The 19,246-nt window shown below is 66.8% G+C and carries 12 protein-coding genes; 5 read left to right on the forward strand and 7 right to left on the reverse strand.

Translation table 11 applies throughout. The annotated features are described in order from the left end of the window. Positions 1-80: 80 nt before the first annotated feature. The 3 genes from D4Q52_RS22040 to D4Q52_RS22050 form a co-directional block, all read right to left on the reverse strand. Complete coding sequence (locus D4Q52_RS22040) at positions 81-1,289, reverse strand: acetyl-CoA C-acetyltransferase (protein ID WP_119858723.1); 1,209 nt, start codon at positions 1,287-1,289, stop codon at positions 81-83. Between the two features lie 167 nt (positions 1,290-1,456). Then, positions 1,457-3,247: an acyl-CoA dehydrogenase C-terminal domain-containing protein gene (locus D4Q52_RS22045; protein ID WP_119858724.1), complete on the reverse strand. Its 1,791-nt coding sequence runs from the start codon at positions 3,245-3,247 to the stop codon at positions 1,457-1,459. Between the two features lie 83 nt (positions 3,248-3,330). Then, entirely contained in the window at positions 3,331-3,717 is a 387-nt protein-coding gene (locus D4Q52_RS22050; RefSeq protein WP_119858725.1) for a nuclear transport factor 2 family protein, read from the reverse strand. A 353-nt stretch (positions 3,718-4,070) separates the two neighbouring features. Here D4Q52_RS22050 and D4Q52_RS22055 point away from each other — a divergent pair, with 353 nt between their 5' ends. From D4Q52_RS22055 to D4Q52_RS22070, 4 genes are all read left to right on the forward strand, one after another. Continuing rightward, positions 4,071-4,619 carry a TetR/AcrR family transcriptional regulator gene (locus tag D4Q52_RS22055; protein ID WP_119858726.1) on the forward strand — a complete coding sequence of 183 codons (549 nt, stop codon included), beginning with the start codon at positions 4,071-4,073 and terminating at the stop codon, positions 4,617-4,619. A 342-nt stretch (positions 4,620-4,961) separates the two neighbouring features. Then, a complete protein-coding gene (locus D4Q52_RS22060) occupies positions 4,962-8,294 on the forward strand; it encodes a tetratricopeptide repeat protein (protein ID WP_119858727.1) in 3,333 nt (1,110 codons plus the stop codon). 162 nt (positions 8,295-8,456) lie between these two features. Next, a complete protein-coding gene (locus tag D4Q52_RS22065) occupies positions 8,457-9,380 on the forward strand; it encodes a sulfite exporter TauE/SafE family protein (RefSeq protein WP_119858728.1) in 924 nt (307 codons plus the stop codon). Further along, positions 9,380-10,165: a TIGR02186 family protein gene (locus tag D4Q52_RS22070; RefSeq protein ID WP_119858729.1), complete on the forward strand. Its 786-nt coding sequence runs from the start codon at positions 9,380-9,382 to the stop codon at positions 10,163-10,165. Before D4Q52_RS22065 ends, D4Q52_RS22070 begins: the two co-directional genes overlap by 1 nt. A gap of 323 nt (positions 10,166-10,488) precedes the next feature. Here D4Q52_RS22070 and D4Q52_RS22075 read toward each other — a convergent pair whose 3' ends face one another. The 4 genes from D4Q52_RS22075 to D4Q52_RS22090 form a co-directional block, all read right to left on the reverse strand. Beyond that, positions 10,489-11,790, reverse strand: coding sequence for an NRAMP family divalent metal transporter (locus D4Q52_RS22075; protein WP_234831288.1), 1,302 nt, complete (start codon positions 11,788-11,790; stop codon positions 10,489-10,491). Between the two features lie 344 nt (positions 11,791-12,134). Further along, positions 12,135-12,833: a ligase-associated DNA damage response endonuclease PdeM gene (pdeM, locus tag D4Q52_RS22080; RefSeq protein WP_425328506.1), complete on the reverse strand. Its 699-nt coding sequence runs from the start codon at positions 12,831-12,833 to the stop codon at positions 12,135-12,137. A gap of 80 nt (positions 12,834-12,913) precedes the next feature. Beyond that, positions 12,914-15,592, reverse strand: coding sequence for a ligase-associated DNA damage response DEXH box helicase (locus D4Q52_RS22085; protein ID WP_119858730.1), 2,679 nt, complete (start codon positions 15,590-15,592; stop codon positions 12,914-12,916). 293 nt (positions 15,593-15,885) lie between these two features. After that, positions 15,886-17,064: an ABC transporter substrate-binding protein gene (locus tag D4Q52_RS22090; RefSeq protein ID WP_234831289.1), complete on the reverse strand. Its 1,179-nt coding sequence runs from the start codon at positions 17,062-17,064 to the stop codon at positions 15,886-15,888. 376 nt (positions 17,065-17,440) lie between these two features. Between D4Q52_RS22090 and D4Q52_RS22095 the strand changes: the two genes are divergently transcribed. Further along, entirely contained in the window at positions 17,441-18,796 is a 1,356-nt protein-coding gene (locus D4Q52_RS22095; protein WP_119858732.1) for an outer membrane protein, read from the forward strand. Positions 18,797-19,246 lie beyond the last annotated feature (450 nt).

Below are 19,246 nucleotides of genomic sequence, written 5' to 3' on the forward strand. Positions count from 1 at the left end.
GCCGTAACCCACCGATCGCGCACGGGGATGGAATGGTGGGTTACGCGCCTTCGGCGCTAACCCACCCTACAAGGACAGGCTCACACCCGCTCGATGATGGTCGCGGTGCCCATGCCACCGCCGATGCACAGCGTCACCAAGGCGGTCGCCTTGCCGGTGCGCTCGAGTTCGTCCAGCACGGTGCCGAGGATCATCGCGCCGGTGGCGCCGAGCGGATGGCCGAGCGCGATCGCGCCGCCATTGACGTTGATCTTGTCGTCCTCGATCTCGAACGCCTGCATGTAGCGCAGCACGACCGAGGCGAACGCCTCGTTGAGCTCGAACAGGTCGATGTCGCTCTTCTTCATGCCGGAGCGCTCGAACAGCTTGTTGGTGACGTCGACCGGACCGGTCAGCATCATCGCCGGCTCAGAGCCGATATTGGCGAAGGCGCGGATTTTGGCACGCGGCTTCAAACCGTGTTTCTCGCCCGCTTCCTTGCTGCCGAGCAGCACGGCGCCGGCGCCGTCGACGATGCCGGACGAGTTGCCGGCATGGTGCACGTAGTTGACCTTCTCGATTTCCGGATGCGACTGCACCGCGACGCCGTCGAAGCCGCCCATCGCGGCGATCGCCGCGAATGACGGCTGAAGCTGCGCCAGCGACTGCATCGTGGTCGACGGCCGCATGTGCTCGTCCTTGGCCAAAATCGTCAGGCCGTTGATGTCCTTGACCGGCACCACCGACTTGTCGAACCGGCCCTCGTCCCAAGCCTTGGCGGCGAGCTGCTGGCTGCGCACCGCGTAAGCATCGACGTCGTCACGCGAAAAACCGTATTTAGTGGCGATCAGATCGGCCGAGACGCCCTGCGGCATGAAGTAAGACGGCACCGCGATCGACGGGTCCATCGGCCACGCGCCGCCCGAGGCGCCGAGGCCGATGCGGCTCATCGACTCCGCGCCGCCGCCGATCACCAGCTCGTGCTGACCGCTCATCACCTGCGCGGCAGCGAAGTTCACCGCGTCGAGACCCGAGGCGCAGAACCTGGAGATCTGCACGCCGGGCACCGCTTCGCCGAGGCCGGCGTTCATTGCCGCAAACCGGGCGATGTCCGAGCCCGCCTCGCCGACCGGATCGACCACGCCCATCACGACGTCGTCGACCACATCCTGCTTGAGGTTGTTACGCTCCTTCAGCGCCTTCAGCGGCACCGTGGCGAGCGCCACCGCGGTCACCTCGTGCAGCGAGCCATCGGCCTTGCCGCGGCCGCGCGGGGTGCGAACGTGATCGTAGATATAGGCTTCGGGCATGGGGTCTCTCCCGTTTCGGTCCGCGCTCAGAGTGCCGGACGAATTACACAATCGAATGCTGATCCGTCATTGCGAGGAGCGAAGCGACGAAGCAATCCAGACTTCGTGTGCGGCATGGATTGCTTCGCTGCGCTCGCAATGACGATGATTGTTGACGCAAGCTTTGTTCAGAACGCTTCCGCCGGCAGCTCCATGGTGGTCGTGCTGCCGGTCTGCAGTCGTGCCAGATGCAGCGCGGTGGCGGGCAGCGTCCGTTCCATGAAGAAGCGACCGGTGACCAGCTTGGTGGTGAGATAGGGCGTGGCGCCGTCGGCAGCAATCTTGTCCTGCGCCACCTTGGCCATCTTGGCCCACATGTAGCCGCAGGCGACCAGGCCGAACAGATGCATGTAATCGGTGGCGCCGGCGCCGGCATTGTCGGGCGCCGCCATCGCGTTCAGCATCAGCCAGGTGGTGGCCTGCTGCAGATGGCCGAGCGAGGTCGACAGCGGGCTGACGAACGGCTTCATCGCCTCGTCGCCGCCGTGCTCTTTGGCGAAGGCGCCGACCTCGGCGAAGAATGCCATCACGGCGCGGCCGCCGTCGCGCGGCAGCTTGCGGCCGACAAGGTCCAGCGCCTGGATGCCGTTGGCGCCCTCGTAGATCATCGCGATGCGGGCGTCGCGGACGAACTGTTCGACGCCGTTGGCATGGATGTAGCCGTGGCCGCCATAGATCTGCTGCGCCATCACGGTGTTGGCGAAGCCGGTGTCGGTGAGCACGCCCTTCAGCACCGGCGTCATCAGGCCGAGGTGATCGTCGGCGGCCTGCCGCTCCTTGGCGTCTTCCGAACGATGCGCGACGTCGCTCTTCAGCGCGGTCCACAGCACCAGCGCACGCGCCGCCTCGTTGAACGAGCGCATCGTCAGCAGCGCGCGGCGGATATCGGGATGCACGATGATCGGGTCGGCCGGCTTGTCGGTCGCCTTCGGGCCCGACAGCGCGCGGCCCTGCAGCCGCTCGCGCGCGTATTCGACGGCGTTCTGATACGCGATTTCGGACTGCGCCAGACCCTGCACGGCGACGCCGAGCCGGGCCTCGTTCATCATCACGAACATGCCCTGCATGCCCTTGTTCTCTTCGCCGACCAGCCAGCCGGTGGCGTCGTCGTAGTTCATGGTGCAGGTGGCGTTGCCGTGAATGCCCATCTTGTGCTCGATCGAGCCGCACACCACGCCGTTGCGCGCGCCGACGCTGCCGTCGGCATTGACCAGAAACTTCGGCACCACGAACAGCGAGATGCCCTTGATGCCGGCCGGCGCGCCTTCGATCCGCGCCAGCACCAGATGGATGATGTTGTCGGCCATGTCGTGCTCGCCGGCCGAGATGAAAATCTTGGTGCCGGTGATCTTGTAGCTGCCGTCCGCCTGCTTCACCGCCTTGGTGCGCAGCAGGCCGAGGTCAGTGCCGCATTGCGGTTCGGTGAGGTTCATGGTGCCGGTCCATTCGCCGCTCACCATCTTGGGCAGATAGATCTGCTTCTGCTCCGGCGTGCCATGCACCGTCAGCGCCGCCGCCGCGCCCATGGTCAGGCCCGGATACATCGCAAACGCCATGTTGGCCGAGTTGAGGAATTCCTGCACCGTCTGGGTCAGCGTGATCGGCAGCCCCTGCCCGCCATATTCGGGCGGCGACGACAGGCCCATCCAGCCGCCTTCGGCGATCTGCTTGTAGGCTTCCTTGAAGCCCTTCGGCGGCGTGACGCTGCCGTCGTCGTGGCGGGTGCAGCCTTGCTCGTCGCCGATGGCGTTGAGCGGATGCAGCACTTCCTCGCTGAGCCGCGCCGCCTCGTTGATGATCGCCTCGCGCACGTCCGGCGCCGCGTCGGCGAAGCCGGGCAGATTGTTGTAGCGGTCGAACTGAAACACGTCGTTCAGCAGGAAGCCGACATCTTCAACGGGAGCCTTGTAGATCGTCATGCGCGTCTCTCGATCGGGATCAGGTGTGAAGTGTACGCCATGGGGAAGACATCAGACGGCGGCCACGAGGATTTGACTGCGCGCTACTGCCGCGCCAGCTGCTCGCCCATCAGCCGGTGCAGCAGATTGATCGCCTTCAGTGGCCGGACCATGACCTTGAAGTTCGTGATCCGTCCATCGTCCGCAAAGGTGATGATGTCGACGCCGTTGAGCTTGATGCCGTCGATCACGTTCTCGAATTCGAGCACAGCGCCGTTTGAGCTGCGCCACTCACCGACATAGGAGAAGCCGGGGCCGCCCAATACCTTTTCGGCGCTCGCCAGGTATTTAAATACGATGTCGCGGCCGACCTGCGGCGTGTGCACCACCGGGCTCTCGAACACCGCGTCGGGATGCAGCAGCTCCCACAGCGCGGCGTGGTCGTGGCTCTTCATGAAGGAGTACCAGGCATCGAGGCCGTTCAGTGCCATCGGTTGCGCTCCAAATTCGTGAAAGTTGATTGCAGAAGGCGATCCACTGCCGCTTCCGGCCCGAGGCGGCGGGCGGTCACGCGGCACGTCCGATGCTGACAGCCAAACGAGGTTTCGCTGCGCGTTCGCGAGGCTGAACGGGCTGACGGCGACGACGCGTCACGCCGAGATTGCGGGCGGCGGATTCGAAGGGCCGGCCCGGAGACCGGACCGCATTGCCACGCAGGATCGCTGTCATCGCCACCCATCGCGCGGCGTGATCGCCGCACCCTTTCGGACCGTTTCCATACATCCCTGAATGGTATCTAGCCAGACGGCTTGGCCGTGTCAATACACTAGTGTATGGTCGACTGATGGAAACGGATACCAAGGACCGGCTGACCCGCGCCGACTGGCTGGCGCACGGCCTGCGGATGCTGGCCCGCGAGGGCGCGGGCGCCCTGAAAGTTGGCGATCTGGCAGCGGGGCTGGACGTCTCGCGCGGTAGTTTCTATTGGCATTTCAAGGACGCGACCGATTTCCGCGTGCAGCTGCTGCAGCTGTGGCAGGAACGCGTGACCGATCAGGTGTTTCGCGAAATCGACGCCGCGATCGTCGGCCCGGCGCGGCTGACGCATTTGATGAAGCTCGCCTTCAACGAGGACCGCAGCCTTGACCGGGCGATCCGGGCGCTGGCCGAGACCGACCCGACCGCCGCCGAGATGGTGTCATCGGTCGACACCAGGCGGGTCGACTACCTCGCCAAGATCCTGATCGAATCCGGCGTCGAGAGCCGCCGCGCCAAGTCGCGCGCCGAATTCCTGTACTGGGCCTATATCGGCCAGACCGCGATGCTCAACCCCGCCCACACCGTCATCACCGAACGCGACATCGACGATTTGAGCGCCCTGTTCACCCGCTGACTCTCCCCAAGCACAGCGCAACCTCTCCCGCTTGCGGGAGAGGTCGGATCGCGCAGCGATCCGGGTGAGGGGTACGGCCTCTCCACGCTTCACGGACTCACTGCTCGGGGCTCCCTCACCCCAGCCCTCTCCCGCAAGCGGGAGAGGGAGCGCGCTTTACCTCGGAGCTACACGGGCCAAGTTTCCCGCCGCTCCGCCGCCATCCTTAACTCGGTATTTACCCTAACGCGAAAAAGTCGGTGCGAGAGGCAGCCCTCCTGCATTGAATTCAGGTGTCGTTCGCGTGGGACACGACGGGGAGGTTGCGAGCGCCGCAGTTGGCAGTTCGGAAGCGACCAGAACATGAATCGCGTATCGTGGAGCGTCGAAGGCATCGAACCGTCAGTGCGTGAGCGCGCGGAAGCCGCCGCCAAGCGCGCCGGCATGTCGCTCGCGGACTGGATCAACGGTCAGCTCGGCGACTCCGCGCCGCAAGCCTCGGATCCGCCGGAAACTCCGCAGGCTCGGCCCCCGCTGCATGCCGAGCCACGCGCCGCTGCGCCGGAGCTCGAGCCGCCTCGCGGCGTGATGTCCGACAAGGCGCCCGACGTCGCCGAGATTCATCAACGGCTGGATTCGATTGCCCGCCAGATCGACCAGATCTCGCGGCCGCCGACGCGCGGCGAGCCGGTGGCGCGGCAGCTCAACGACGCGATTTCGCGGCTCGATGCCCGGCTGGCGCGGATCACCGAGCCGAAGCCCGCGCCGCAACCCGCCGCACAGCCGGAGCCGGTGCCGCAGTCGCCGACCGAGCGGGTCGAGCGCGCCGCCACCCAGGTCTATCGCGCCTCGCCGCCGCTCGATCCCAACGCGCTGGACCTGGCGATCGCCGAAATTGCCGCCCGGCAGAGCGAACTCGACACCCCGATCAACCGCGTGCCGCCGCGGCAGGCGCCGTCGATCGCGCCGGAAATGACGCCGCCGTCTGGCCCGAACTTCTCCAGCCTCGAGCAGCAGCTGCTCAAGATCACCAGCCAGATCGACGCGCTGCAGCGGCCCGACCAGATCGAGCAGTCGATCGCCGCGTTCCGCACCGAGCTTGCCGAGATCCGCCAGACCATCATCGAGGCGATGCCGCGCCGGGCGATCGAATCGCTCGAAGGCGAGATCAAATCGCTCGCGCAGCGGCTCGACGACAGCCGCGCCGGCGGCACCGACGCCGACGTCATCGCCGGCATCGAGCGCGCGCTCGGCGAGATCCACGCCGCGCTGCGGTCGCTGACCCCGGCCGAACAGCTCGCCGGCTTCGACGAGGCGATCCGCAATCTCGGCGGCAAGATCGACATGATCGTGCGCAACAGCGACGATCCCGGCACCATGCAGCAGCTCGAAAACGCCATCGTGGCGCTGCGCGGTATCGTCTCCAACGTCGCTTCCAACGACGCGCTGGAGCAGCTCGGCCGCAACGTCCACACCCTCGCCGAGAAGATCGACCAGCTGTCCCGGGTCGACAGCAGCAGCGATTCCTTCGCGGCGCTGGAGAACCGCATCAGTGCGCTGACGGCCGCGCTCGAGAGCCGCGGGCCTGTGGCCGCCGCCTCGACCGAGCAGCTCGAGGGCGCGATGCGAGCGCTGTCGGAACGTCTCGACCATCTGCCGGTCGGCAACGACAATTCGTCGGCGTTTGCGCATCTCGAACAGCGCGTCACCTATCTGCTCGAGCGGATGGAGCAGGCTGCCGGCCAGCGCGGCAGCGGCAATCTCGAGCGCGTCGAGGAAGGCCTGCAGGACATTCTGCGGATGCTCGGGCGCCAGCAGGACAGCTTTGGCCGCATCGCCGAGCTCAGCCGCGCCGAGCCGGCGTTCGATACCGGCGTGGTCGAAACCATCAAGCGCGAGATCTCCGATATCCGCTTCAGCCAGTCGGAAACCCACCGGCACACCCAGGACTCGCTCGAAGCGGTGCACAACACGCTCGGCCATGTGGTCGACCGGCTGGCGATGATCGAGACCGATCTGCGCAGCGCGCGCTCCGCGCCGCCGGCCCCCGAACCGGCCAAGCCGGCCCCGCAGGCCCCCGCGCCGGCCGCGGCTCCCGAACCGCAGGTCGCGCCGCCGCCGCGCCCCGAATTGCCGAACCCGGCCGCCATGCCGGCTTTCGAAGCGGCGCCGCGCGAATTTGCGCAGAGCCGGCCGGCCGAGCCGGTCGTTGCTGCGGCGCCTGCGCCAAGCTCGCGGGCGATCTTCGACATTCTCGATCCGCAGGCGAACCGCAGCCGCGCGCCCGAGCCGCAGATCACCACGCAATGGAGCCCGCCGGAGGCGCTGCCGCCGGATCACCCGCTGGAACCCGGCACTCGCCCGCCGGCGCGGGTCGCCTCGCCGTCGGAGCGGATCGCCGCGTCGGAAAGCGCGATCAGCGAATTCGCCGGCGCGGCCAAGACTGAACCCGCCAGCAGCTCGAGCTTCATCGCGGCCGCGCGCCGTGCCGCCCAGGCGGCGGCTTCGGCCACCGCTCAGCCGGCCGACAAGGGCAAGGCCAAAGCGAAAGCCAAGAACCCGGCCGGCCCTGCGGCCCCAGCTGACGGCAAACCCGGCACCACGCTCGGCTCCAAGATACGCTCGCTGCTGGTCGGCGCCAGCGTCGTGGTGATCGTGCTCGGCACCTTCAAGCTCGCCATGAACCTGCTCGACAACGACCACCCGGTGCCGGCCGCGAGCCTGCAGCAACCCGACCTGCAGGACGGCGGCGACGCTGCCGACGAGGATGACGAGATGCCGGCCGCGGCACCGTCGGCTCCCACTCCGTCCGTTCCGTCGATGACCTCGCCAACCCCGCTCAACCGGCAGTCGCTGTTCGGCCCGGCACAGACACCGGCGGAGCCAGCGCCGATCGCGGCGCCGGCGCCGGTCGCCACGACTGCGTCGGCCGACGTCACCGGCGCGATCCCCGTGCCTCAGGCCACCGCACCTGCCTCCATTACCACGATCGCAATCCCGGCCGGCGAGACGCTGCCCGACGCAATCGGCGGCCCGGCGCTGCGCAAGGCGGCGCTGAAGGGCGACGCTGCTGCGGCCTACGAGGTCGGCACCCGCTTCGCCGAAGGCAAAGGCGTGCCGGCGAATGCCGAGGAAGCAGCCAAATGGTACGGCCGCGCCTCGCAGGCCGGAATCGTCCCGGCTATGTTCAGGATGGGGACCCTGAACGAAAAGGGCCTCGGCGTGCCGAAGGATATCGATACGGCGCGGCGCTACTACGTCCGCGCGGCGGACCGCGGCAACGCCAAGGCGATGCACAATCTCGCGGTGCTCGAGGCCGATGGCGGCGGCAAGGGCGCCAACTACAAGAGCGCGGCGGAGTGGTTCCGCAAGGCCGCCGAGCGCGGCGTCCCCGACAGCCAGTTCAATCTCGGCATCCTGTACGCCCGCGGCATCGGCGTCGAACAGAACCTCCCCGAGTCGTTCAAATGGTTCAGCCTCGCGGCTGCGCAGGGCGACAACGACGCCGCCAAGAAGCGCGACGACGTCGCCAAGCGGCTCGATGCCCAGTCGCTGGCGGCCGCCAAGCTCGCGGTGCAGACCTTCACGGTCGAGCCGCAGCCTGACGACGCCATCAAGGTCGCGGCCCCGGCCGGTGGCTGGGACGCCCAGCCCGCCGCAGCGGCGAAGTCGCCCGGCAAGCGCGCTGCGCGCTAGAATCGTTCACCACCGCACCAGGCTCGGGGCGGCGGGAGGCGAAAAACCTCGGCCGTCGCCGATTCTTTAATCCAAGGGCAGGTGGTTATCGGTTATGCAGGGCTGCGGGGCCCTCGCGGCCCGCGCTTTCAGCCACAGCGACGAACTCCGAAGCGACCGCGCGTGCAGCTCTATCTCCCGATTGCAGACCTTCCGGTCAATGTTCTGCTCATCCTCGCGATGGGCGCTGCGGTCGGGTTTGTGTCCGGCATGTTCGGAGTCGGCGGCGGCTTCCTGATGACGCCGCTGCTGATCTTCATCGGTATCGCTCCGGCCGTTGCGGTCGCCTCCGTCACCAGCCACATGGCCGCGTCGTCGTTTTCTGGCGCGCTGTCCTATTGGCGGCGCCGGGCGATCGACCCGATGCTGGCGTTTGTCCTGCTCTGCGGCGGCATTGCCGGTACCGCGCTCGGCGTGTGGTTCTTCGTGCTGATGCGCTCGGTCGGCCAGCTCGATCTGATGATCGCGCTGTCCTATGTGGTGCTGCTGACCGCGGTCGGCGGGCTGATGGTCTATGAGGGCATCCGCGCCATCCTGCGCAGCCGCCGCGGCCAGGTGCCGCTTGCCGGCCGCACCGGCAACCGCAACTGGATCCACGCGCTGCCGCTGAAGATCCGGTTCAAACGCTCCAAGATGTATCTGTCGGTGATCCCGGTGGTGACAATCGGCCTGCTGATCGGCTTCATCGGCGCCGTGATGGGCGTCGGCGGCGGCTTCATCCTGGTGCCGATGCTGATCTATCTGCTGCGGGTGCCGACCAGCATGGTGGTGGGCACCTCGATGGTGCTGACGCTCGTTACGATGCTGATCGCCACCGTGCTGCATGCCGCCACCAATCACCTCGTCGACGCCGTGCTGGCGCTGATCCTGATGATCGGCGGCGTCACCGGCGCGCAATTCGGCGCCCGCGCCGGCCAGCGCATTCGCGGCGAACAGCTGCGGCTGCTGCTCGGCCTCCTGGTGCTGGCGGTCGGCATCCGCTTCGCCATCGATCTCGGCATCAAGCCGGACGAACTGTTCACCTTGCGCGAAACCGGACCGAATTGATGGGGGCCCGGGGCGGACAGCTTGTGGCGATCGTGGCGCTGGCACTGCTCGGGCTGGCCGGGCCGGTGCGCGCCGAAAAGCTGATCGTCTCGGTCTCCAACGCCCGGGTGACGGTGACGCCGAACTATTCCGGTGGCGAACTCGTGCTGTTCGGCTCGGTCGAGCGCGACAGCCCGGCGCCGGTCGAGTCAATGGCCTATGGTCTCGTCGTCACCGTGATCGGCCCGCGCTCCGACATGGTGACGCGGCGCAAGGAGCGCCGCTTCGGCATCTGGATCAACACGGATTCGCGACAGTTTCTGATGGTGCCGAGCTATCTGGCGGTGTTTTCCAACCAGCCGCTGCAGGCGATCGCCGCGCCCGAGGTGCGGCGGCGGCAGCAGCTCGGCATCCGCTACACGTTGCTCACCCAGCGCATCGGCACCGACTATGCGGACGTCGTCTCCGACGATCAGTTTCGCACCGCCTTCGTGCGACTGCGCGAGGAGCGCAAGCTGTACGAGGAAGACCCGGCAGCGGTGAAATTCCTCACCCCGACGCTGTTCCGCACCGGCATTCCGCTGCCTGCCGAAGTGCCGATCGGCAGCTACGAGGTGCATATCAAGCTATTCCAGAACGGCGAATTGCTGACCCAGACCGAGACCTCGTTCGAGATCGCCAAGGTCGGCTTCGAACAATTCGTCGCCACCGCGGCCAAACAGCACGGCATCCTCTACGGCCTGTTCACCGCCCTGATGGCGCTCGCCACGGGATGGATGGCGTCAGTCGTGTTCAGGCGGGACTAATCGCACCCGCGCACGCCCCAAGCACGCTCCAAACCACGCGCCCCAAGCGGCGTCCCCAACCACGCCCCGCGCCTACCCGAGCACGTCATTCCGGGGCGCGCGTGTAACGCGCGAACCCGGAATCCCGGAGTTCAGGGCACCCCGGCAGCGCCACGCGTGTGGACCTCTCGACTCAACAATTTCGGGATTCCGGGTTCACGCAGCTTCGCTGCGTGCCCCGGAATGACGTGCCTGGGGCTGGCTCGTCGAAAGACGTGCGTGGGGCTTGCTCGTCGAAAGACGTGCCTGTGGCGGGCTTACGGAATGACGTGCCTGTGGCCGGCTTACAGAAAGTATCCGATCGCCATCGCCGCCACGCTCAGCGCCATCGCGGCGGTGGACAGCCAGCCGAGCCAATACAGCCAGCCGCGGACGATGAACTGCTTCATGATGGCGCGGCGGCGCGCGATCAGCATCAGCAGGACCATCACCGGCACGGCCAGCACGCCGTTGATCACCGCGCTCCAATACAGCGCCGAGATCGGGTTGATCGGCGCGAAGTTCAGCGCGATGCCGAGCGTGCCGGCCAGCGCCAGCACGCCGTAGAACGCGGTCGCCTCCTTGGGTTTTCGCGCCAGCCCAACCGGCCAGCGCCGGCCTTCGCCGACCGCATAGGCGGCCGATCCGGCCAGCACCGGAATAGCCAGCAGGCCGGTGCCGACGATGCCGAGCGCAAAAATCCATTCAGCCAGCGGGCCGGCGATCGGCCGCAGCGCCTCGGCCGCCTGCGCCGAGGTCTCGATATCGGTCTTGCCGGCGGCATGCAGCGTCGCCGCCGCCGTGGTGATGATCGCCAGCGCGATCAGATTGGAAAACGCCATGCCGATCACGGTGTCGGCCCGGATCCGCTGGAATTCACTGCGGGCATCGCGCGGCGACTTCACCAGCGGCTTCTTGTCGGGATCGATGCGTTCTTCCTCGGCCTCCTGAGAGGCCTGCCAGAAGAACAGATAGGGCGAGATCGTGGTGCCCAAGATGGCGACGATCGTGGTGAGATAATCGACGCTCCAACTGATCCGCGGCAGCACCAGGCCGGTCAGCGCCTGCGGCCAGTCGACCTTGGCGACAGCCAGCGCCGCCACATAGGCGAACAGGCACAGCGTCAGCCATTTCAGCACCGCGACGTAGCGGCGATAATCGAAAAAGATCTGCGCGATCACCGAAATCGCTCCGAAGCCGACGACGTAGAGCAGCGGGTGCCCGCCGATCAGCAGCTTGGTCGCGTCGCCCATCGCGGCAAGGTCCGCCGCGATGTTGATGGTGTTGGCGGTGAACAGCAGCAGCACGATCACGCCGAGCAACTTGCCGGAGTAGTGGCGGCAGACATTGCCGGCGATGCCGTGTCCGGTGACGCGGCCGACCCGGCCGGAGATCTCCTGGATCGCCGTCATCAGCGGGAAGGTCAGCAGCATCGTCCAGCCGATGCCATAGCCGAGCTGCGCGCCGGCCTGGCTATAGGTGCCGATGCCGGACGGATCGTCATCGGAGGCGCCGGTGATCAGGCCCGGGCCGAGGGTCTTGAGGAAGTTGCGGAAACGGAAGGTCTCGAGGCGCTGAACCTTGGGGGCGGACGGATCCGGATCGATGAAATCCGCGTGGAGGGGCTTGTCGTCTGGCTCGGTTGTCACGCGCATCCCCGGCCATTGCGGCACCTGCGACAACCTAACTCAGGCAGGTTCGTTCCGGCAATGGAACGCGAGCTGTAGCCAGCGGAGCGGCCCGAGCGTTTCCGGCCGCCCCCCCCCAAGCAGTAAGTCATTCCGGGGCGCTCTACCGGGCCGCCTTGGGCCGGCCCGTCGGCGCGAACCCGGAATCTCAGCCCCAAGCACGACACGTCGAGATTCCGGGTTCGCTCGCTGCGCGAGCGCCCCGGAATGACTCGCGGAGAGGCGGTGCGCAACCGAGAACCGAGTGAAGTTCACGCCCGTCCTCAGCAACACCGCGAGGCGGCTATGGCGTGGAGGCGGTGGTCGCCGAGCACGTGGGCGATGAAGGCCGCGGAGCCGAACAGCCGGGCAAAGGCGGCGTCGCGGATGTTGAGGCCGCCGGTGTAGGCGCCGAACGCCGGCATCACCACGCGCTCCCCGTCGCCGGCAAAGCAGCGCCGCTCGACGCTGCGGCCGCGGCGGCTGACGCGCGCCTTCGGATGCAGATGCCCGGCGATCTCGCCGCGCGCGCCGGTCGGCTCGTGCCGGAACGCGATCGCCCCGACTGTCACTTCGGCCGCAACGCTGCCGCCGAGATCGCTCGGCAGTTCCGGATCGTGATTGCCGGCGATCCAGATCCAGTCGCGGCGGGCCTGCAGCGCGGTGAGAATATCGCGATTAGCGGGGCTGAGCCGGCCATGGGCGTGGCGATCGTGAAAGCTGTCGCCGAGCGCGATCACACAACGCGGATCGAACCGCGCGATCACCGCGCCTAAGCGCCCCAGCGTCGCCACGGTGTCGTAAGGCGGCAGCAGCACGCCGCGCATCGCGTAGCTCGAGCCTTTTTCCAGATGCAGATCGGACACGACCAGCAGCCGCTCGTCTTCCCAGTACAGCGCACCGGACAGATCAGCGACGAAACCGGCGCCGGCGATGCTGACGACCGGTGCGGGATCGGGTTCGTAGAAGATGCGGCCAGCCAGCAAGCGAGTCCCCGTAGGATGGGTTGAGCGCAGCGAAACCCATCAGTTCAGTGCGAGCATGTGATGGGTTTCGCTTGCGCTCAACCCATCCTACGTGTCGTTGGATCTTCCATCGCCTCGCGCACCAGTTCGTCGGCGGCTTCGGCGAGCAGTTCGTCGCTGGCCTCGCCGTACACCGGTTCGCGGCCAATTTCCAGCATCACCGGCACCGCGAGAGGCGACACGCGGTCGAGTTCCTTGTGGACGATGTGCCCTTTGATTCGCGTCAGCATATCACTGAGACGCCGCAAATCGAGCAGCCCTGTGGCGGCGTCGGCGCGGGCGGCGCGCAGCAGCACGTGATCGGGCTGGTGCTTGTTGAGCACGTCGTAGACGAGATCCGTCGAGAACAGCACCTGCCGGCGCGTCTTCTCCTCGCCGGCGAAGCGCCGCGCGATCAGTCCGGCGATGATCGCAGCGTAGCGGAAGGTGCGCTTCATCAGCGCCGATTCGGCGAGCCAGGCTTCGAGATCGTCGCCCAGCATGTCGGGATCGAACAGCGCGTCGAGATCGAGCCGGCCCTGCCGGATCATCTGCGACGTGTCGCCGATCCCCCACACCGCCAGCGCGTATTCATTGGCGACGAAGCCGAGCGGCCGGGCGCGCGCCCGTTCCAGCCGCCGCGTCAGCAGCATGCCGAGCGTCTGATGCGCGAGCCGTCCCTCGAACGGGTAGCAGACCAGATAGTTCTTGTTGGCGCGCGGAAACGTCTCGACCACCAACTCGGTCCGCCCCGGAATCCGAGACGCCTTGGTCTGCAGCGCCAGCCAGTCACGCACCTGATCCGGCAGGCCTGTCCAGGCGCGCTTGTCGGCGAGCAACCCGCGCACGCGTTCGGCCAGATAGGTCGACAGCGGAAACTTGCCGCCGAGATAGGACGGCACCCGCGCGTCCTTGTCGTGCGCGCGCGAGACGTAGACCTGATCCTCGACCAGCGCCTCGTAGCGCACCACTTCGCCGCCGAACACGAAGGTGTCACCCATCGAAAGGCCTTCGATGAAGCCCTCCTCGATCTGCCCGAGCATGCGCCCGCCGCGCGCGATCACGCCGGTGTGCCCGCTGCCTTTCGACTTCGCCGAGCGCACCAGCTTCACCTTCAGCATCGCCTCTTCGACGATGGTGCCGACGTTGAGGCGATAACTCTGCCGCACCTTCGGATTAGCGACGCGCCAGCGGCCCTGCTTGTCCTGCTTGATCTTGGCGAAGCGCTCGTAGCTCTTCAGCGCGTAGCCGCCGGTGGCGACGAAATCGAGCGTGTCGTCGAAATCAGCGCGACTGAGATCGGCATAGGGCGCGGCGCTGCGGACCTCGCGATAGAGGTCGTCGGCGAAAAACGGCTCGCCGCAGGCGCAGCCGAGGATATGCTGCGCCAGCACGTCGAGCGCACCGGTGCGTTGCGGCGGCGTGTCCTGCGCGTTTTCCGCGACCGCGTCGATCGCGGCGGCGCATTCCAGCACTTCGAAGCGATTGGCCGGCACCAGCACGGCGCGCGAGGCTTCATCGAGCCGGTGATTGGCGCGGCCGATGCGCTGCATCAGCCGCGACGCCCCTTTCGGCGCGCCGACATTGATGACGAGGTCGATGTCGCCCCAGTCGATGCCGAGATCGAGCGACGAGGTACACACCACGCCGCGCAGCTTGCCGGCGGTCATCGCGTCTTCGACGCGGCGGCGCTGCGTGACGTCGAGCGAGCCGTGATGCAGCGCGATCGCCAGGTTGTCGTCGTTCATCCGCCAGAGTTCCTGGAACAGCATCTCGGCCTGGCTGCGGGTGTTGACGAACACCAGCGTGGTCTTGTTGCGCTTAATCAGATCGTAGATCTCGCTCAGCGCATGCCGCGCCGAGTGACCGGCCCACGGCAGCCGCTCCTTGGTATCCAGCATCTCGACGATGGGCTGCGCCGCACCGCTGGCGACGACGATGTCGGCCTGATCTGCTCCCTCTCCGCTTGTGGGAGAGGGCCGGAGTGAGCAGCCCGCCGCAGGCGCGGCGCCCGTTCTTGCCCCCTCACCCGTCGCCTCACTGCGTTCGGCGCCACCCTCTCCCACAAGGGGAGAGAGGAAGAAGGGTTGCGGCACCAGGAATCGCGCAAGTTCGTCCGGATCAGCCACCGTCGCCGACAGGCCGGTGGCGCGGAGCTGCGGCGCGATCCGCCAAAGCCGGGCGAGGCCCAGTGATAACAGGTCGCCGCGCTTCGACGTCACCAGGGCGTGCAACTCGTCGAGGATGATCCGGCGCAGCGAGCCGAACAGAAACGGCCCATCGTCGGAGGCGAGCAGCAGCGCCAACTGCTCCGGCGTGGTCAGCAGGATGTCCGGCGGATATTTGCGCTGCCGGGCCCGCCGCGACACCGGGGTATCGCCGGTGCGGGTTTCGACCCGGATCGGCAATCCCATCTGCGCGATCGGCGCTTCGAGATTGCGTGCGATATCGACTGCCAGCGCCTTGAGCGGCGAGATGTACAGCGTGTGCAGGCCGCGGCTTGGACCTTCCTCCCGCGCGCGGGGCGCCGCCTCGCTGAGTTCCACCAGCGTCGGCAAAAAGCCGGCCAGCGTCTTGCCGGCGCCGGTCGGGGCGATCAGCAACGCAGCGCGGCTGGCGCGGGCCCGCTCGAGCAGCGCCAGCTGATGCGCACGCGGCGCCCAGCCGCGCTCGACGAACCAGCGACGGAAACGTTCGGGCAGCAGGTCGATGGCGGACTCGGTCGCGGCGGGGCTCACTCCGCCAAGCTAGGGATTCGAACCGCGCAGGTCGAGGTATGGCGCCGGAAATCTCGGCCGCCGCTGCGTCATTGCGAGGAGCGAAGCGACGAAGCAATCCAGCTCCGTACACTGAACTCTGGATTGCTTCGCTTCGCTCGCAATGACGTACTTTGGCCGGCTCGGCCCATTTCGCTGCCGTCGTACGGCTTCGTGGCGCGCATCGATCCGAGCGGTCGCCCAAACGAACATGGCCGGACGAGCCCGGCCATGTCGCAGCGGATTGATGGGTCGGTTCCGATCGATGGCCGGACTTACTCCGTGACCGGCTTGTCGGAGACGTCCCAGTCCTTGCCGTTGAACTGCATGGTGTAGAGCGTCTTGATCGAGGTGTAGTCGGTCGGCGTGTAGGAATAGCTGACGCCCGGCAGCATGTGCGGCGTGCTGAAGCCGCCCAGCATCGACGCCTGCTTGAGAACGTTTTCGTGCGTGAGTTCGTCGCCGCAGCGGCGCAGGATCTCCGCCATCGCGGCGGCCTGGCCGTAGCCCGAGAACGCAATCGAATTGTCCGCCGTGACGTTCGGCAGATACTTCTTGCGCAGCTCTTCGAACGCCATCACGCCCGGATCATTGGCCCATTTGGCCGATCCGATGTCCTTGGTGTAGGCGATCGCCACGATGCCCTTGGCGTTTTCGAGCCCCGCGGCCTCGAGAATCGAACGCCCGGTCGAGCCGGCCGACAGCAGCTGCAGCGGCTTCCAGCCGAGCTCGGCGACCTTGCGGATCGACTGCGACGTCGCCTTGCCGGTGGTGATGTTGTAGAATACGTCGGCGCCGGACTTCGATAGATTGATCATCTGCGAATCGATGGTCGGCTCGGTCAGGTCATAGCTGGCTTCTGCTACCACCTTGGCCTTGCCGCCGGCCTCTTCGAGCACCTTCTTGAACGGCCCGAGGAAGTCGCGGCCGAAATCATCGTTCTGGTAAAGAATGGCCACCTTGGCGTCGGGCTTGTTGGCGACGACGTATTTGGCGAGGATGCGGGCTTCCGTCGGGTATAGCGGCAGGCCCGCCATGGTCCATTTGAAGTTCTTCGGATCGTTCCATTTCGAGGCGCCGGTGTTCAGCAGCAGTTGCGGCACCTTCTTGTTGTTGAGATATTTGTGGACCGCGGTCTGCGGCGCAGTGCCGAGCGAGCCGTACAGCGCCAGCACCTCCTCCTGCTCGACCAGCCGGCGGGTCGCCTCGACCGCCTTCGGCGCGCTGTAGGAGTCGTCCAGGGTGATGAACTTCACTTTGCGCCCGTTGATGCCGCCCTTCTCGTTCAGCATCTGGAAATAGGCTTCGCCGACGCGGCCGAGCACACCGTAGAGCGAGCCGGGACCGGAATGCGGCACGGTCTGCCCGATCTTGATCTCGGTATCGCTGGCGCCGGGATCGTATTTCTTGTCGGCAGCCATCGCCGGGGCGGCAAGCAGCACCGCGCCCACCATGGTGGACGCGAAGACGGATTTCGAGCGCTGATTCATGCAGTTTCCTCCTGGGCCGGTTCGCTGGCGCGTCCGGTTCTCGTTCTGCCGTCGGCGGGTTCGCTCTTACGGCGGCGGCATCCTGTGCGGAACGCCTGCCGATCGCAACCCTGGATGTGCAGGAAACGTCAATGGATTTCCCGCCAAATGGGAAGTCGCGAGGTTTGTCCAGCGACCTCTCGCCGCAGCCGGCCCGGCGCCCGGGGAGCCGGGAATTAGCGCCGTTAATCAGTCATTTACGCGTGCATCAGCGCGCGAATTCCGACAGGTGTGGCAGTCCGGGTACAGCGGGAAGCGGCGAACAGAGTTAGTTTTCGCCGATCATCAGGAAGGTTACCCCATGAAAAAGATTCTCGCCGGTGTGGCGCTCGTTGGCACCGCGGTCAGCGCCCAGGCAGCCGATCTCGCCGTCAAAGCTCCCTACATGAAGGCCCCGGTGGCGATGGTCTATGATTGGACCGGCTTCTACATCGGCGCCAACGTCGGCGTCGGCGTTGGTCGTGACCTTGCGGCGCATGCCTTTCCGGCCGGCGGCACCTTCAACTCCACCTACCTGCAGCCGGAAGGCGTGATCGGCGGCGGTCAGATCGGCTATAACTGGCAGAGCAACACCACCTTCCTGGGTCCGTTGCTGATCGGCGTCGAAGCCGACATCCAGGGCAGCGGCATGTCCGACGGCCGCACCACGCTGAACAGCCTGGTCGGCCCGGTGAACTACAATCAGAAGCTCGACTGGTTCAGCACCGTGCGCGGCCGTATCGGTCTGGTGCGTGGCCCGGCGGTCGGCTACTTCACCGGCGGTTTCGCGGCCGGCAACGTCAAGACCACGATCACGGAAACCGGCGTGGGTCAGTTCGGCATCAGCGAAACCCGCACCGGCTGGACCATCGGCTCCGGCGTCGAAGCGGCGCTCGGCGGCAACTGGACCGGCAAGATCGAGTATCTGTATCTCGACCTCGGCAAGCGCGACGATGCGTTTTTCGGTACCCAGGCGCTGCGCACCGAATATCGCGAGAGCATCTTCCGCGTCGGCTTGAACTACCGCATCGGCGGCAACGGCATGTACATCACTCCGCCGCCCGCGAACTGGGCCGGCCTGTACATCGGCGCCAACTTCGGCGGCGCGCTGGGCCGCAACGCCACGACCGCCTCGCTCGCCGGCTTCAACGAGAATTTCAGCCTGTCGCCCGATGGATATGTCGGCGGCGGTCAGATCGGCTACAACTGGCAGGCTGCGAGCTGGGTGTTCGGCGTCGAAGCCGACTTCCAGGGCTCGACCCAGAAGGACGACCGCACCGCGGTGCTCGGCTCAAACATCGCCTATAACCAGAAGCTGCCGTGGTTCGGCACCGCCCGCGCCCGTCTCGGCTACGCGATCGACACCTCGTTGTTCTACGTCACCGGCGGTTACGCTTACGGCAACGTCAAGACCAACATCGTGACGCCGTTCACCAACGACACCGTCACCAACAGCCGCAGCGGTTACGCGGTCGGCGCCGGCGTCGAGACCCCGTTCAGCCTGTTCGGCCTGCTCGGCCCGAATTGGACGTCGAAGACCGAATATCTGTACGTCGACCTCGGCTCGAAGACCGACTCGTTCGCAGTGATCGGTCAGTCCACCAGCAAGGTGACCGAGCACATGCTCCGCACCGGCATCAACTATCACTTCAATCAGCCGATCGTCGCCAAGTACTAAGCTTCGCTTCGGATCAGCACCCGAGACAGCAAACCCCGGCCGCAAGGCCGGGGTTTTTGCTTTTGGTGCCGTCGCGTGCAGCACGCACGGCGCCCCTCTCCCGCTCGCGGGAGAGGTCGGATTGCGCAGCGATCCCGGGGGAGGGCACTCCCCTCCCGAGTCGCGGAGTCAGTGCTTGGGGCGCCCTCACCCCAACCCTCTCCCGCAAGCGGGAGAGGGAGCGCGCTGGGGCTCGCGGCCGACGATTTTTGCTGAACACAGGAGACGCGCCGAGCACGGCGCACCTCCCCCGCTTGCGGGGGAGGTCGGATCGCGCAGCGATCCGGGTGAGGGCTCTCCGCTCCGCGAGTCGCTGAGTCCGTGCTCGGGGCGCCCTCACCCCAACCCTCTCCCGCAAGCGGGAGAGGGAGCGCGCTGCGGTGCGGGGCGGGCGATGCCGAATCGCTTCAG

It is taken from the genome of Rhodopseudomonas palustris, assembly GCF_003591005.1.
Taxonomy (GTDB): domain Bacteria; phylum Pseudomonadota; class Alphaproteobacteria; order Rhizobiales; family Xanthobacteraceae; genus Rhodopseudomonas; species Rhodopseudomonas palustris_K.